The organism is Pelosinus sp. IPA-1, assembly GCF_030269905.1.
In the GTDB taxonomy this organism is placed as follows: Bacteria; Bacillota; Negativicutes; order DSM-13327; family DSM-13327; genus Pelosinus.
Map to the genome: position 1 here is coordinate 76,584 of NZ_BSVC01000006.1, position 15,242 is coordinate 91,825.

15 protein-coding genes are annotated in these 15,242 nt (G+C 38.2%); 14 read left to right on the forward strand and 1 reads right to left on the reverse strand.

Annotated elements, in window-relative coordinates; genetic code table 11:
• Positions 1-127: 127 nt before the first annotated feature.
• From QSJ81_RS15270 to QSJ81_RS15280, 3 genes are all read left to right on the forward strand, one after another.
• Complete coding sequence (locus tag QSJ81_RS15270; RefSeq protein WP_285718231.1) at positions 128-1,177, forward strand: type III polyketide synthase; 1,050 nt, start codon at positions 128-130, stop codon at positions 1,175-1,177.
• A complete protein-coding gene (locus QSJ81_RS15275; RefSeq protein WP_285718232.1) occupies positions 1,171-1,677 on the forward strand; it encodes an isoprenylcysteine carboxyl methyltransferase family protein in 507 nt (168 codons plus the stop codon). The genes QSJ81_RS15270 and QSJ81_RS15275 overlap by 7 nt, the downstream gene beginning before the upstream one ends.
• Positions 1,678-1,894: 217 nt before the next feature.
• Positions 1,895-2,842, forward strand: a complete 948-nt coding sequence (locus QSJ81_RS15280; RefSeq protein WP_285718233.1) for an acyl-CoA dehydratase activase — start codon at positions 1,895-1,897, stop codon at positions 2,840-2,842.
• A 39-nt stretch (positions 2,843-2,881) separates the two neighbouring features.
• Here QSJ81_RS15280 and QSJ81_RS15285 read toward each other — a convergent pair whose 3' ends face one another.
• A complete protein-coding gene (locus QSJ81_RS15285) occupies positions 2,882-3,088 on the reverse strand; it encodes a DUF1657 domain-containing protein (protein WP_038669824.1) in 207 nt (68 codons plus the stop codon).
• Positions 3,089-3,268: 180 nt separating this feature from the next.
• Here QSJ81_RS15285 and QSJ81_RS15290 point away from each other — a divergent pair, with 180 nt between their 5' ends.
• From QSJ81_RS15290 to typA, 11 genes are all read left to right on the forward strand, one after another.
• Entirely contained in the window at positions 3,269-4,186 is a 918-nt protein-coding gene (locus tag QSJ81_RS15290) for an acyl-CoA dehydratase activase-related protein (RefSeq protein ID WP_285718234.1), read from the forward strand.
• Position 4,187: 1 nt separating this feature from the next.
• Positions 4,188-5,273, forward strand: a complete 1,086-nt coding sequence (locus QSJ81_RS15295; protein WP_285718235.1) for an acyl-CoA dehydratase activase-related protein — start codon at positions 4,188-4,190, stop codon at positions 5,271-5,273.
• A 153-nt stretch (positions 5,274-5,426) separates the two neighbouring features.
• On the forward strand, positions 5,427-6,566 hold the full coding sequence (locus QSJ81_RS15300) for a PP2C family protein-serine/threonine phosphatase (RefSeq protein ID WP_285718236.1): 1,140 nt from the start codon (positions 5,427-5,429) through the stop codon (positions 6,564-6,566).
• 99 nt (positions 6,567-6,665) lie between these two features.
• Positions 6,666-8,096: a sodium:solute symporter family protein gene (locus QSJ81_RS15305; RefSeq protein ID WP_285718237.1), complete on the forward strand. Its 1,431-nt coding sequence runs from the start codon at positions 6,666-6,668 to the stop codon at positions 8,094-8,096.
• A gap of 48 nt (positions 8,097-8,144) precedes the next feature.
• Complete coding sequence (locus tag QSJ81_RS15310; protein WP_285718238.1) at positions 8,145-8,537, forward strand: ATP-binding protein; 393 nt, start codon at positions 8,145-8,147, stop codon at positions 8,535-8,537.
• A gap of 106 nt (positions 8,538-8,643) precedes the next feature.
• Positions 8,644-9,102 carry a tRNA (uridine(34)/cytosine(34)/5-carboxymethylaminomethyluridine(34)-2'-O)-methyltransferase TrmL gene (gene trmL, locus QSJ81_RS15315; RefSeq protein WP_285718239.1) on the forward strand — a complete coding sequence of 153 codons (459 nt, stop codon included), beginning with the start codon at positions 8,644-8,646 and terminating at the stop codon, positions 9,100-9,102.
• Between the two features lie 45 nt (positions 9,103-9,147).
• Positions 9,148-10,005 (forward strand): TIM barrel protein, encoded by an 858-nt coding sequence (locus tag QSJ81_RS15320; protein ID WP_285718240.1) that lies wholly within the window; start codon positions 9,148-9,150, stop codon positions 10,003-10,005.
• Between the two features lie 99 nt (positions 10,006-10,104).
• Entirely contained in the window at positions 10,105-10,455 is a 351-nt protein-coding gene (locus tag QSJ81_RS15325; RefSeq protein ID WP_285718241.1) for a YlbF/YmcA family competence regulator, read from the forward strand.
• Positions 10,442-11,368 (forward strand): UDP-N-acetylmuramate dehydrogenase, encoded by a 927-nt coding sequence (gene murB, locus QSJ81_RS15330; RefSeq protein ID WP_285718242.1) that lies wholly within the window; start codon positions 10,442-10,444, stop codon positions 11,366-11,368. Before QSJ81_RS15325 ends, murB begins: the two co-directional genes overlap by 14 nt.
• A 110-nt stretch (positions 11,369-11,478) precedes the next feature.
• Positions 11,479-13,065, forward strand: a complete 1,587-nt coding sequence (locus QSJ81_RS15335) for an MBL fold metallo-hydrolase RNA specificity domain-containing protein (RefSeq protein ID WP_285718243.1) — start codon at positions 11,479-11,481, stop codon at positions 13,063-13,065.
• Between the two features lie 228 nt (positions 13,066-13,293).
• Positions 13,294-15,102, forward strand: coding sequence for a translational GTPase TypA (gene typA / locus QSJ81_RS15340; RefSeq protein WP_285718551.1), 1,809 nt, complete (start codon positions 13,294-13,296; stop codon positions 15,100-15,102).
• Positions 15,103-15,242: the final 140 nt, after the last annotated feature.

Below are 15,242 nucleotides of genomic sequence, written 5' to 3' on the forward strand. Positions count from 1 at the left end.
CCAATCAAATTCACAAAGAGTACGTTTCTAGTCATTTCTTTTATAAGAGATGATAAATATGGTATTTTTCTAGTTATTTTTTAATAGTTTGTTAGTAGCGAAATAAAAAACTGGTGGTGAAGATCAGATGGGGGCTCCCCAGATATTGGCGATTGGGACAGCGGTTCCAAACTATACGTTACAGCAGCAGGAAATAAAACAATTTGCCACTAGTATTTTCCGTTCTCATATGGACAATCTTGAGCGTTTGCTTCCAGTATTTGAAAATAGTTGTATTAAAACTAGGTATTTATCTCAGCCTTTAGAGTGGTATAGTACTCCTCATACCTTTGCAGAAGCAAATCAAGTATACGAAAAAGTGGCATTGGACCTTTCAGAAGAAGCGGCTTTACAAGCTATGACGAAGGCTAATATTCAGCCTATGGATATTGGTATGGTCTTATTTGTTTCGTCAACGGGAATTGCAACCCCAACCTTAGATGCAAAGCTGATTCAGCGGTTAGGATTATCACCTCACACCGGAAGACTGCCTATTTGGGGGCTCGGCTGCGGTGGAGGTGTAGCTGGTTTGGCACGTGCTAGTGAATTGGCTTATCATTTTACTGGAAAAGCAGTGTTATTGGTAGCTGTTGAACTTTGCAGTCTTACTTTCCAAAGAAATGATTATTCGAAAGCCAATGTAGTTGGTACGAGTCTCTTTGGGGACGGAGCAGCAGCGGTTTTACTATCTATGGGTGAAGACAGTGGTCCAGTTGTCCTAGGTAACTACAGTACCTTATTTTCTAATTCGGAAGACATCATGGGATGGGAACTGGTTGATTCAGGGCTAAAAGTACGATTTTCTCGAGATATTCCTAGTATCGTTCGTCGTCATCTGCCAGAGTTGGTAAAAAGCGCCTGTGATAAATGGGAAGTTGATCAATCGGCAATTCACCATTATATTGTGCATCCCGGTGGTGTAAAAGTTTTGGATGCATATCAGGAAAGCCTTCAGATAAAAAAGGATCAATTATTATATGCACATGAGATATTAAGGGATTATGGGAATATGTCTAGTGTATCCGTGCTATTTGTTTTAGATAGGTTTATGGCGAAGACCCCCAGAATGGGGTATTATGGAATATTACTGGCACTAGGGCCAGGATTTAGTGCAGAACAGGTCGTGTTTAAATGGTAGGGCAATGTGTTTGGCTTATGGTTATATTATTACTTATCCAGCGTACAGTAGAACTTTATATTGCGAAGAAGAATCGTAAGTGGGCATTAGAATCTGGTGCGCAAGAATTTGGAAAAGAACATTATCCTTGGTTTTTTGTTTTGCATGGAGGATGGCTACTTGGCTGGGTATTAGAAGTTAGTTTATATGGGCACAATATAAGTGAATTATGGTTTTTATGGCTTAGTTTATTTATTATTGCCCAAGGAATAAGGTACTGGTGTATAGTAAGTCTTGGACGTTTTTGGAATACTCGCATCCTTGTTATTCCTGGAAGGCCACTTGTTTCAAAAGGTCCCTATAAATTTATAAAACATCCTAACTATGTGGCTGTAGCTATCGAATTAATTGCTGTGCCCCTTTTGTTTGATGCAGTAATAACCGCGGGTACTGCTACCGTATTCAACGGGTGGTTACTCTTAAATGTTCGTATACCTGCAGAAGAGAGGGCTTTACAATAAATAAATCCCTGGCAACATTGCCAGGGATTTATTTATTGTAAAGCTCTCGAACGTTCTTCAGCAAAAAGGTAGAACAACGAAAGAGAAGGCTAAAATAAGAACAAATATATAAGTGAGAGCCTAAAAATGGGGTTGAAGTAAAATGGAAGGTAATAAATGTATATTTTTTTTTGGATTATGTACATAATAGTAGGGTTAAGGGATTAGGAGGGTAAAAATGGAAGTATTTTTAGGTATTGATGTAGGCTCGGTTAGCACTAATATTGTAACAATTGATCAAGCAGGAGAACTGAAAGACTCTTTATATATTCGTACCCAAGGTAGACCAATTGATGCAGTACAAAATGGACTTGCAACGATTTATAAGCGCAATACGAATATAATTGTAAAAGGGGTGGGAGCTACTGGCAGTGGTCGACAAATGACGGGGATTATAGTTGGTGCGGATTGTATTAAAAATGAAATAACGGCCCATGCTGTAGCAGCTTTACATAGCATACCTGATGTACAAACGGTAATAGAGATTGGTGGTCAGGATTCGAAAATAATCATTATACGCAATGGTATAGTAACGGACTTTGCCATGAATACAGTTTGTGCTGCGGGTACAGGATCTTTTTTAGATCAGCAGGCTGCGAGATTAAATCTGCCTATTGAGGAATTTGGTACTCGAGCGTTTGAATCAACATCACCTGTTCGAGTTGCTGGTCGCTGTGCAGTATTTGCCGAATCTGATATGATCCACAAACAGCAAACGGGTCATCAAATTTCAGATATTTTAAGTGGCTTGTGTCATGCTTTAGTGCGAAATTATCTAAATAATGTAGGAAAAGGGAAGCCTATTCAAGGGCCCATACTGTTTCAAGGAGGGGTAGCTGCTAATAAAGGAATGAAGAGAGCCTTTGAAGAGGCCCTTGGTTGTGAGGTAATTATACCACCTTATTATAATGTAATGGGGGCTCTAGGAGCTGCGGTGCTAGCAAAAGAAAAAGTGAAGGATCAGAATAATACTGCCTTTCGTGGATTTGATATTATCGATTACCAATATACGCCTCGTAGTTTTGAATGCGACGGCTGCCCTAATTCATGTGAAATAGTGGAACTAAAAATAAATAATAAAACTGCTTCCTTCTGGGGAGATAAATGTGGTAAATGGAATAACTAATAAGGGAGTAATAAAAATTACCCCCTTATGGTCGTTGGATTATTCTGCTTGATTGTTTAATTGGTTTTGGGCTGCGACACTAAGACGACTGTTAAGCTGACTGATATGTTGGTCCATATCCTGAGACATTTGTGTAAATAGTTGTTTTGCTGTTTGGTCATCAGTGGATTGAGCAAATGAGGCATAGGTTCCTTTTGCAGATTCAGCGGCAGCAACTGCTTTTTGCAAATCTTTTTGTACAGTCATGACAAATCCTCCTTTTTGTACCGAAATAAACTTACATTTAATAGTATTGTACAGTTGCCATGCATTTATAATTGGCAATAAATTCAAAATTTTAAATAAGAACATTATTACGAATAACAGTATGTATGTTTGGTGTTAGGTGAATAAGTGAATTAAAATAACGTAGTGGAGTGATTCGTTTTGTCAGTACGTATAGGAGTGCCCCGTGGTCTGCTTTATTATTACTACGGAGAACTGTGGGGGAATTTTTTTAATAAACTTGGTGCCGAGATGATAACTTCTAGACCGACATCTAAAGAAACTTTAAACTGTGGTAGTACTCTTGATGGAGTATGTTTGCCTGTAAAAGCTTACTTTGGTCATGTTATTGAAATTCATCAAAAAGTTGATTACATATTTATGCCACGTATTGTTAGCGTAGCAAAAGGACAATATACTTGCCCAGAATTAATCGGATTGACTGATATGGTACGAAGTAATTTAACTAATTTGCCGCCACTTATCGATGAGAATATTAGCTTATTAAAAAATAAAAGGCAATTGTATCAGTCCATTATTGGGGTAGGTGAAATACTGGGTAAGGGTGCTTTAAAGAGTCTATATGCTTGGAATACAGCCTATAAAGAATTTTGCCACAAGGAAAACTGTGTTTCTAAGAGGTATCAAGTAACTGCAGAGCGGGGGAAAAGGATAGGGATCATTGGTCACCCCTATATATTATATGATTCGTTAATCAGCATGAATGTTCTAGAAAAATTACAAAAGTTAGGTGTCCACGTTTTAACTGCAGATAAGGTAGAGCTCCCTTGCGCTAATAAAGCTAGTAGTTTCTTAGAAAAAAAACTTTTTTGGTCTTATTGTCAGCATTTGGTAGGAGCAGCACAGGTAATGCTGACTCAAGAAAAAACTATAGATGGTATGATTGTAATCACCTCTTTTGCCTGCGGGCCGGACTCCTTAATGGTGGAAATAATAAAACAGCAGGCTCAGACAGCAGAAATTCCTTGTATGTTATTGACGGTAGATGAGCATACAGGGGAAAATGCTTTTGTCACAAGACTAGAAGCTTTTGTCGATATGCTTACATGGAGGTCTTAGAATGGTAATTACCTTTCCACAAATGGGGACGATGCACGTTACTTTAACAAGTTTGTTTAAAGGCCTTGGTGTTGATGTTTTACCGCCACCACCAACTACAAGAAAGACATTAGACTTGGGCGTAAAGCATTCGCCGGAAACAGTCTGCATTCCCTTCAAAATAACGCTGGGTAATTTTATTGAAGCTTTAGAACAGGGGGCAGATACTATCGTCACATGTGGCGGAGTAGGGCCATGTCGATTAGGGTACTATGGAATACTGCAAAAACAAATTTTAACTGACTTAGGGTATCAGTTTGAAATGATAATTATCGAACCTAATATTTTCTCGGTTATGAAATCACTGGGCACAATAGCCCCTAAATTAAGTTGGCGTGAAATTTATCAAGCGTTTTGTTTAGCGGGTGCTAAAATGAACGCATTAGATGATATTGAACATGTTGTTAATAAGGTGCGCCCAAAGGAAAAGCTAAGAGGACAGGTCGATTCTATTTGGCAGCAAGCTCAAGATTACATTGATATGGAGTGTAGTATTGATGAACTGGCATCCTATAGCTTAACAGTAAAAGAAAAACTTCAGGCTATTGAAACGAAATCTGAAGGTAGATCTCTGACAATTGGCATAGTAGGAGAGATTTTCCTTGTGTTGGAGCCCTTTATCAACCAGGATATAATAAGGAAATTGGGTTATATGGGAATTGAAGTTTATAAAACCATGTCACTCACTGATTATGTACGGATACATTTATTAAAAAAGAAAAAATATTTTAAACCATATGAGAATATGCTGAGTTTAGCCAAGCCCTATCTTGGACATTATGTGGGCGGGCATGGGATAAAAAGCATTGGCTCTACGATACAACATGCTCAAAATAAATTCGATGGAATTGTTCATCTATTTCCTTTTACCTGCATGCCCGAGATTGTTGCTAAAAATATTTTGCCACAGGTAAGTAGAGACTTTAATATTCCCGTGTTGTCTTTAGCCTTTGATGAACAATCTGGTGAAGAGGGAGTTAACACGCGGCTAGAAGCTTTTATCGATTTGTTAACCTATCGCCAAAACAAAAAGAATGTCGAAATTTAATAAACGTCTATTAATATAAGCAGGAAAAATGGGATGCCGTGTTGTAAGTCTTATCGATAGTGTATTTTACCAGTGCTCCTTGAGGGATACAGAAATTTATGTAGTAAAGTAGTTATGTTACAATAGGGAATAATTAAAAGGATAGGTGAGTGTATGGGGTACAATATCCTAATTGTGGACGACGTCCTATTTAACCGGACAATCCTGAGGGAAGCCTTAAAAGGCATGGATGAAGTAACATTTATTGATGCTGAAAACGGGATACAGGCGTTAGATATAATCGCAGGGCAGGAAATTAGTTTAATTATTCTTGACTTGATGATGCCGTTAAAGGATGGATTTGAAGTATTACATGACATGAAGCAGGAAAAGGATTTTAAAGATATTCCCGTAATTGTATATTCGGCGATTGATGATATTGACAGTATCAGTAAAGCCCTTACACTTGGAGCTTATGATTACTTTACCAAACCTTTAAAGCCGAAAGAAATGAATGTGATTTTACCTATGAAGGTTAAAAATGCACTGATTAGCTATGACCAACAAAAAACAATCCGAACGTTAAACGAGAAAATGAAACTAGAGCTGTTGATGGCTAATTTGTTTCAACAGTCGATGCTCAAGGAAAAACAGGACATGTCTAGTGCTACCATGTATGGCAAATATATTCCATCCCAAGAAATTGGTGGTGACTTTTATGAATCTTTTCAAATTGGCGAAGATATATGGTTCATCATGGCAGATGTTTCAGGATATGGTGTATCGGCAGCGATGTTGTCATCGATGCTAAAAGTTGAGTTTCATCATTGCGCCCAATTTATTCAATCTCCCGAGAAAGTGCTTAAGTGGATGAATCAAACTTTTTATAAAATTACCCAAAGCAATTACTCATTAACTGCGTTTGTTGGTAAGATTCATGATAACACTTTATCCTATTCTAATGCGGGGCAGCCTTATCCTATGGTGTTTCGAGCTAAAGATAAAACAGTACAAATTTTGCGAGAAAGTAATTTCCCTTTGGGTATGGAAGATAATGAAGCTTATAGCTTATATACTATTGGATTGGAATCAGATGATGTCATTATGGCCTATACGGATGGATTGCTTGAAGATAGATCTTTTAAGGATAGCTTGGGAGTATACGATGATTTGGCAAATCATTTTATAACCTATCAGCAAATTATAAAAGAAAACCCTAGTGATTTTTTTGATATCATTTTTAAACTTTTTGGTAATGTTCAAAATGAAGAAGTTAACCATGATATGGCGATTATGTTGATTTGTATGAAATAATATAGTATATTTATTGCAGTTTACAATGCCTAAAGTTTTGATTGTACAGCTAGTATCAAAACTTTAGGTTATTTGTTGTGAAAAAAGGAGAAAGTGTTGATGAATCCATATTTATTAGCGATTGTTGCATATGCATGTGTTTTGGTTGCCGTGGGGTTTATTGCAACAAAAAAAGTAAAAGGCGTTTCTGATTTTTTCGTTGCAGGGAGAAAATTAGGGCCTGCGCTGCTCTTTACAACTCTGATTGCTCCCAATATTGGCGCTGGGTCCACTGTTGGTGTGGCTGGAGTAGGTTACAAATTTGGGATTTCTGCATGGTGGTGGATCGCATCTTCTGCTGTAGGATCTGTGATATTAGCATTTGCTGTTGGGCCAGCTATCTGGCAAGTGGCAAAAAAGTATGATCTATATACATTAGGGGATTATCTTGATCATCGTTACAATCAAAATTTTCGTGGACTGATATCTCTTATGATGGCTCTTGGAACGATTGCCATTTTTTCAGGGCAGTTAATGGGAATTGCCTGGATTTTAACAGCTGTTGCGGGGACTAGTAAGACAGTGGGAATTTTGGTTGGTGCGATTGTGGTTGTCTTGTATTTTGGCGCAGGAGGGCTTCTTGCAGCAACTGTTGTAAATGGTATCCAAATTGTAGTAAAATTTATTGGCTTTTTCTTGGCAGTACCCTTTGCTTTGCATTATGTAGGTGGTTGGGATGGTATGACTACCTTAGTTGCCCAAAATTTTGCTGAACAAGGCCAGGCAGATGTGTACATGAGTTTTGATGGTATGGGGATTTCGATGATAATAGGTTACTTTTTGATGTTGACTCCCTCTTTTTTTATTTCTCCAGGGCTAATTGGTAAAGTTTATGGAGCGAGAGATGTAGCTACTGTAAGGCTAGGCACAGCCCTTAATGCTTTGGTACAGTTTGGTTTCGCCATAGTTCCCGTAATATTAGGAATGTGTGCTTTTGCTGCATTTCCTAACCTATCAGAAAGGGAATTGGCAATGCCTATTGTGATGAAAGAGTTTATGCCTTTTTGGGCCTCGGCGTTTGCCTTAGCAGCTATTTTTTCCGCGGAAGTAAGTGCGGCAGATGCAGTTTTATATATGATTACTACGTCTTTTACAAAGGACTTGTATAAAACCTTCATTAAGCCTGACATCTCAGATGAAAAATTATTAAAGATGAGCCGCATTGTAACAGCAGTAGCTGGAGTACTTGGTATTGGTATTGCCCTGCTTTTGCCAAATATCATTACAGCATTATCTATATTTTATTCATTAATGTCAGTGTCGCTGACAGCACCTTTATTGTTTGGCTTGTTTTCTCGCAGGCCTTCTACGACAGCAGCTTTTTTATGCGCTATTACAGGTGTATTGACTACGGTAGTATTACAGTTTGGCAATGGAGGGAAGGGAATAGGAATATTGAATGCCCAATCTACAGGAATTGTTTTGACAATTATCATCATGGTATTTATGATGTATGTATATCCAGAAAAGGCGAAAAAGCAGACTATATAAAACAAAAAATTGATATAGTAAAAAATATATTCTAAGGTAGGGATGGGTATGGCAAAGGTTACTAGAAAAATTGTTAAAATTAGTGATGAGTTATGTACTGGTTGTGGCAAATGTGTTTCTCCCTGTGCGGAAGGAGCTATTGAGATTTATAATGGCAAGGCGCGAGTTCTTCGCGAGGAGTTGTGTGACGGTGCAGGTTATTGCTTGGGCGTATGTCCAACAGGAGCCTTGACTACTGAGGAGCGCATCTCTGAAGACTTTGATGAACGTGCGGTGGAAGAACATAAAAGGGCCATCGCCAATCGACCAGAATTTCATCATATTATGAAATGTTCTTTATGTGGTGTAACGGAGAATGATCGACCTTTACTACCGATTAAATCTAAGGGAGAAAGTGATTGGGTCTGTGTACATTGCATTCCTCGTTTGATACACAGTTAAGAACGAGAATATCTATCCTACCTTTACAGGTAGGATTTTGATTTTAATCTGTGGAATTCTTTTTAAGAGTTAAATATTTGGTAAAGATATAATAGAGGTGTTAATCATGCATATTGTTTTAGTTGAACCTGAAATTCCTGGTAATACTGGTAATATAGCTCGATTGTGTGCAGCAACAAATAGCGAACTGCATTTAGTTAAACCATTGGGTTTTTCGATTGAGGATAAGTATTTGAAACGTGCCGGTCTTGATTATTGGAATTTAGTAAAAGTATCTTGTCATGAAAACTTTGCTGAAGTGGTAGAATTATATAAAGGGCATAATTTCTACTTTAATACGACAAAAGCGGATAAACATTATACCGACATTCAGTATATGCCAGATGATTTTTTAGTTTTCGGGAAGGAAACAGCTGGTCTGCCGGAAGCATTATTGGCAGAGAATACAGAAAACTGCATTCGGATTCCTATGGTGAATGATGCGAGATCGCTTAATTTATCGAATGCTGCAGCAATCGTTGTATACGAAGCCCTTCGTCAACAACAGTTTGTAAATTTAAAGTAAAGAACCGAGCGTATTCATTACAGTAAGAAAGGACGGTGATGAAAGTTGTATGCTATCTTTGGTTCTGCAGGTAATCCAGATGCGTTTTATGAAGCTGGCTATAAGGCGTCAGTAGATATGCCTGCTTGGCTAGGTAAACAAAAACTTACTGCCTATGAATATCAATGTAGTCGAGGAGTACATATAAAAGAAGAAACAGCCAGAGAAATTGGAAGTCAGGCGGCAAAATATGGAATAAAGCTAAGTATTCATGCGCCCTATTTCATTAGTTTGGCTACAGAAGATGAGAAAATTACTGCCAATACACAAAACCATTTTATAAAATCATTAGAGGTCGCCCGTTGGATGGGGGCGGATCGTATTGTTTTTCATATGGGAGGACCAGGAAAGCAAACACGTACAGCCGCAATGCAGCGAGTGAAACATGCTTTTAGTGCCGTATTAGAACTCATGGAACAAAGAGGATTCACTGGCATCAATCTTTGTCCAGAAACCATGGGAAAACAAAATCAATTGGGATCATTAGAAGAAGTGATAGACATTTGTTCTATGTCTAAATGGGTTACGCCTACCGTAGATTTTGGGCATTTACATGCAGTCTCAGGTGGGCAGTATATTACAGAATCAGAATTTGAAAGTGTTTTTGACATCATTGGTGAAAAATTAGGTGCAGAAGTAGCGAAACAATTACATATTCATTTTAGTCGCATTGAGTTTACCAAAGGCGGAGAAAAGCGTCACTGGACTTTTGCTGATGATTTTGGTCCTCCTCATCAACCCTTAATTACTTTGTGTGCGAAACGTGGTTTTACACCGCGAGTGATTTGCGAATCAGCAGGTACGCAAGCAATAGACGCAAAGGCTATGCAAGAATTATATCTATCCCTGGTAAATACAAAATGATATTGTATTTACCAGACAATATCTGTACTATTATAAGATAAATATTGTATAATGTATGAATTGGGTGTATTTAGCATATTATAAAACAGGAGGTAGAATGTGAATATTTACGATAAAACTCATGATTTGGTGCGTGCAATAAAGGAGTCACCAGAATATACAGAATTTATGGCAGTAAAAAAAGGTATAGACACCGATGAGACAGCTAAAAAGATGGTAAAAGAATTTATTGCAAAACAAATGGAATTAGAATATGAAATGATGGGTGGTAAACCCGAAGACAAGACAAAAACAGAAGAAATACAAAAAATGTATCAGCTTATTATTGGCAACAGCAAAGCATCTGCATTTATGCAGTCATATATGAAGTTTCAGCGTTTAGTGGCTGATATCTATAAAATTTTAGGTGATTCTGTAGCTGAAGGAATGGATTTTTTTGAGAAGAAATGATCATTCTGAGGAGATTTTATTAGAACTTAATAAAGTCATTCCCCCTGCACGGCTCTTGCTAAATGAGCCATTATCAAAGCATACAACGTTTAAGATAGGCGGCCCAGCTGATTACTTGGTTTTTCCAGCCACTATGGACGAAATATCCGCTATTATGCTCATCTCGAAACAATTTGAGATACCAGTCACAATCTTGGGAAATGGTTCTAATATATTAGTGCTTGATAAAGGGATTAAGGGGCTAGTATTGAAGTTTGGCAGTGAAATGTCTAATATTAGAAACGAAGGATCCACGGTCATCGCTGGAGCAGGTGCTATGTTAGCGGATGTATCTTCCTATGCTGCTAGCTGTGGGTTAGGTGGTATGGAGTTTGCAATCGGAATCCCTGGTAGTATTGGTGGTGCCGTCTTTATGAATGCTGGTGCTTATTCAGGTGAAATGTGCCAAGTTGTTACTGGGGTTTCAGGTGTTTGTGCAGATGGTACCATACGTCACTATACGTCATCAGAACTTGCTTTTGGCTATCGTCATAGTATATTTCAGGATAATGGTTGTATTATTTGTGAAGTAGAATTGAAGCTGCATGTGCAAGAAAAACCCATGATTGTCCAGAAAATGGATGACTATACTGTAAAACGTGAGACCAAGCAGCCATTGGAAATGCCTAGTGCTGGCAGTACATTTAAGCGCCCTACAGGCTATTTTGCGGGGACGCTAATTGAGCAGGCTGGATTAAAGGGCTTTCAAGTTGGCGGAGCACAAGTATCAATGAAACATGCTGGTTTTGTTATTAATGCTGGTGGTGCAACAGCAGAAGATGTTTTACTGTTAATTGAAGAAGTGCAACGCCGTGTATACGAACATTCAGGTGTTATGTTACATCCTGAAGTACGTATCTTAGGAGAAGAATAAGTAAAGACTTAGCGTAAGCTAAGTCTTTACTTGCCAATGGAACAGGGTAGCAGGATTTTTTTACTAATTGTCGAAATATACTGATAGCAGGTAAGAAGGGGGAGAGCAATATGAAAATAACTTTTTTGGGAGCAGCAAAAATCGTAACAGGCTCGTCCTATTTATTGGAAGTAGGTACACAAAGAATCTTGGTAGACTGCGGAATGTTTCAAGGTTCAAAAACAATCACAGCTTTTAATAGGCGTGATTTCCCATATGATCCTGCATCCATTGATTGCGTATTGTTAACACATGCGCATATTGATCATAGTGGACTATTGCCCAAGCTGTGTAAGGCTGGATTTAAAGGTACAATTCATGCAACACGAGTTACAAATGAACTTTGTGGAATTATGTTGCCTGATAGTGCTCACATTCAAGAATTTGATGCTGAGATTGCGAATCGTAAAGGTAAAAGGGCCGGTAAAAAGCCTGTAGAGCCTTTATATTCAATTGATGATGCTTATGCTTGCTTAAAACATTTTTCCCCGGTCGATTATGATAGTGAGTTAGTTATAGCGCCTAATGTTACAGTGCGTTTTAGAGATGCGGGGCATATTTTAGGATCTGCTATGTTGGAAGTTATGGTTTCAGAAGATGGAAAAACAACGAAGCTACTGTTTTCTGGTGATCTGGGGCAACCAAATCAACCTATAATTAAAGATCCAACCTTTATTGATGAGGCTGATTATATCATTGTCGAATCTACCTATGGGAATCGTTTGCATGAGGACTATGATAAAGAAGAACATTTGGCGACGATTATCAATACAAGCGTAGCCCGTGGAGGAAATATTATAATTCCTTCTTTTGCTGTAGGCCGTACACAAACTCTTTTATATTATTTACACAATCTTTTAAAGGCCGGGAAAATTACAGATATACCTGTTATCATTGATAGTCCCTTAGCCATATCTGCTACTGATATTTTCTTGCGTAATACCCAAGATTATGATAACGAAGCCAAAGAAATGCTGTTTAAGGATCATGATAATCCACTTCATATGCCACAATTGCGATTTACAAAAACTGCGGATGAATCCAAAGCTTTAAATAATTTGGACCAGCCTGCAATTATTATTTCGGCTAGTGGCATGTGTGATGCTGGACGTATTCTCCATCATCTTAAACACAATCTCTGGCGCCCAGAGTCTACCGTGCTATTTGTAGGTTATCAGGCGCAAGGTAGCTTAGGGCGTCGTTTGGTAGAAGGTGCCAGCAAGGTGAAGATTTTAGGGGAAGAAATCAGTGTGAAGGCCACGATTCATCGGTTAGATGGTTTCTCTGCTCACGCTGACCAGGGACAACTATTAAACTGGTTATCTTACTTTAAGAGAAAGGCCACGAATATCTTTTTGGTACACGGGGAACCAGAAATGTCAGAGCCTTTTGCCAAAGTAATCAAAGAGAAGCTAGACGTTAGTACTTATATTCCTAATTATGGTGATGTTGCAGTGTTAGATGGAGCACTTTGGGAAATTAATGAGGCTAAAGTGGTCGACCCAGCAGTAAAACAATTGCATGATTACCTAGAATTACTCGATCGGGAATACGCAGAATATCGAAAACAACTCGAACAAATTGGAAGTGCTGACAATCATAAGATTACAGAGCTTATGAGTAGCATAGAGAAGTTACAAAGTCATTTGGGTAAGTAATAAAAGAATTGCAAAGTTTTTAAATAGTATTTTTTGAGCGTCAAAGATACAAAACTGCTACAAAAGCATTGTATCTTTGGCGTTTATTCGTAAATATATTGTTAAATTTTAATAATTAGTAATTGACATCAAGACCACAGTATAATATAGTGGTTTGTATGCGAAAATAAAAGGGTGCAGTAGAAAACGCATCCTTTCTTTGTTTATTTTGTAGGAGGGCTTAAATTGATGAAACGTACAGACTTACGCAACGTGGCCATTATTGCCCACGTTGACCATGGTAAAACAACTTTGGTAGATGCAATGCTAAGACAAAGCGGAGTGTTCCGCGCTAATGAAACTGTAGCCGAACGAGTAATGGATTCTAATGATCTTGAACGTGAACGGGGTATTACAATCCTGTCAAAAAATACTGCGATTATGCATGGCGACGTAAAAATTAACATTGTGGATACTCCTGGACATGCTGATTTTGGTGGCGAAGTAGAGCGGGTATTGAATATGGTTGATGGGGTTTTACTATTAGTAGATTCCTTTGAAGGTCCTATGCCTCAAACGAAATATGTTTTGAAAAAAGCATTAGAGCAAAAATTAAAACCGATTGTTGTAATTAATAAAATTGACCGTCCTGACCAACGTGTTAAGGATGTTGCAGATGAAGTTTTTGAATTATTTATGGAACTAGATGCTACTGATGAACAATTAGAGTTTAAAGTAGTGTATACTGCAGCAAGAGCGGGTATTGCTAAATTAAAAATGGAAGATGAAAGTGACAATTTAGAGCCTCTATTTGAATTGTTGGTTTCTGAAATTCCTGCTCCTCAAGGAGAGATTGATGGACCACTGCAAATCATGGTCACTACCCTAGATTATGATGATTATGTGGGACGTATTGCAATCGGCCGTGTAATTCGTGGCAGAGCTAGTAGCGGCCAGCAGGTTTTAGTATTAAATGGCGATGAACAAAAGAAAGCGAAAATTGGTCGTCTTTATACTTACCAAGGATTAAAACGTACAGAAGTTCAAGATGTAGCTCTAGGAGATATTGTTGCAATTACTGGGCTTGATGATGTTAACATTGGCGAGACCATTGCAGATACAGAAAATCCTGAAGCATTGCCAATGATTGATATTGATGAACCTACATTAGCGATGACCTTTAGTGTTAATAATAGTCCTCTTGCTGGACGGGAAGGACAATTTATAACGACTAGACATTTACGTGATCGTTTATTTAGAGAAGTTGAAACCAACGTGAGTTTGCAGGTCAGAGAAACTGAAAGTGCCGATACTTTTGAAGTAATGGGTCGTGGTGAATTACATCTATCGATCTTGATCGAAACCATGCGTCGCGAAGGCTTTGAATTCCAAGTTGGGAAACCAGAAGTTATTTATAAAACCATCAATGGCCAACGTTGTGAGCCAATGGAAGCTTTGACGATTGATGTACCACAAGAATTCATGGGTGCGGTTATGGAGAAGTTAGGTACTCGTAAAGCTGATTTAGTCAACATGACAGAAGTAGCTGGATACTTGCGGATGGAGTTTTTGATTCCTGCCCGTGGACTAATTAGTTTCCGTTCAGAGTTTTTGACTGCTACCAAAGGTAATGGTATCATGCATCACTTATTCCATGGTTATGCGCCTTATAAAGGTGATATTCCTGGACGTAATCGTGGCGCCTTAGTTGCTTTTGAAGCAGGTGAAACAACAGGGTATGGTATTTTTGGTGTACAAGATAGAGGGACCTTATTCATAGTACCTGGTCAAACGGTATATGAAGGCAGTATTATCGGTGAAAATACTAGAGAAATGGATATGGATGTAAATCCTTGTAAGAAGAAAAATGTTACAAATATGCGTACTAGCGCCTCCGATGAAGCATTACGTTTAACTGCACCACGCATCCTAAGCTTAGAACAAGCCTTAGAGTATATTAACAAAGATGAGCTAGTAGAAGTTACTCCTAAGAGTATTCGTCTGCGTAAAGCAATTTTGAGTCGTACCCAACGTGGTAGAGAACGTAAAAATGGCTAATTTATATAAATATAAGTAAAAAAAGCGCCCTTTGTGGGCGCTTTTTTACGCTTGTGACCAAAAATGTCGTAAATCATATAAAAAAGATGAGGGTAATGCAGGAATCTTTACTAACATGTCGAATGTAAAGCATACATGGA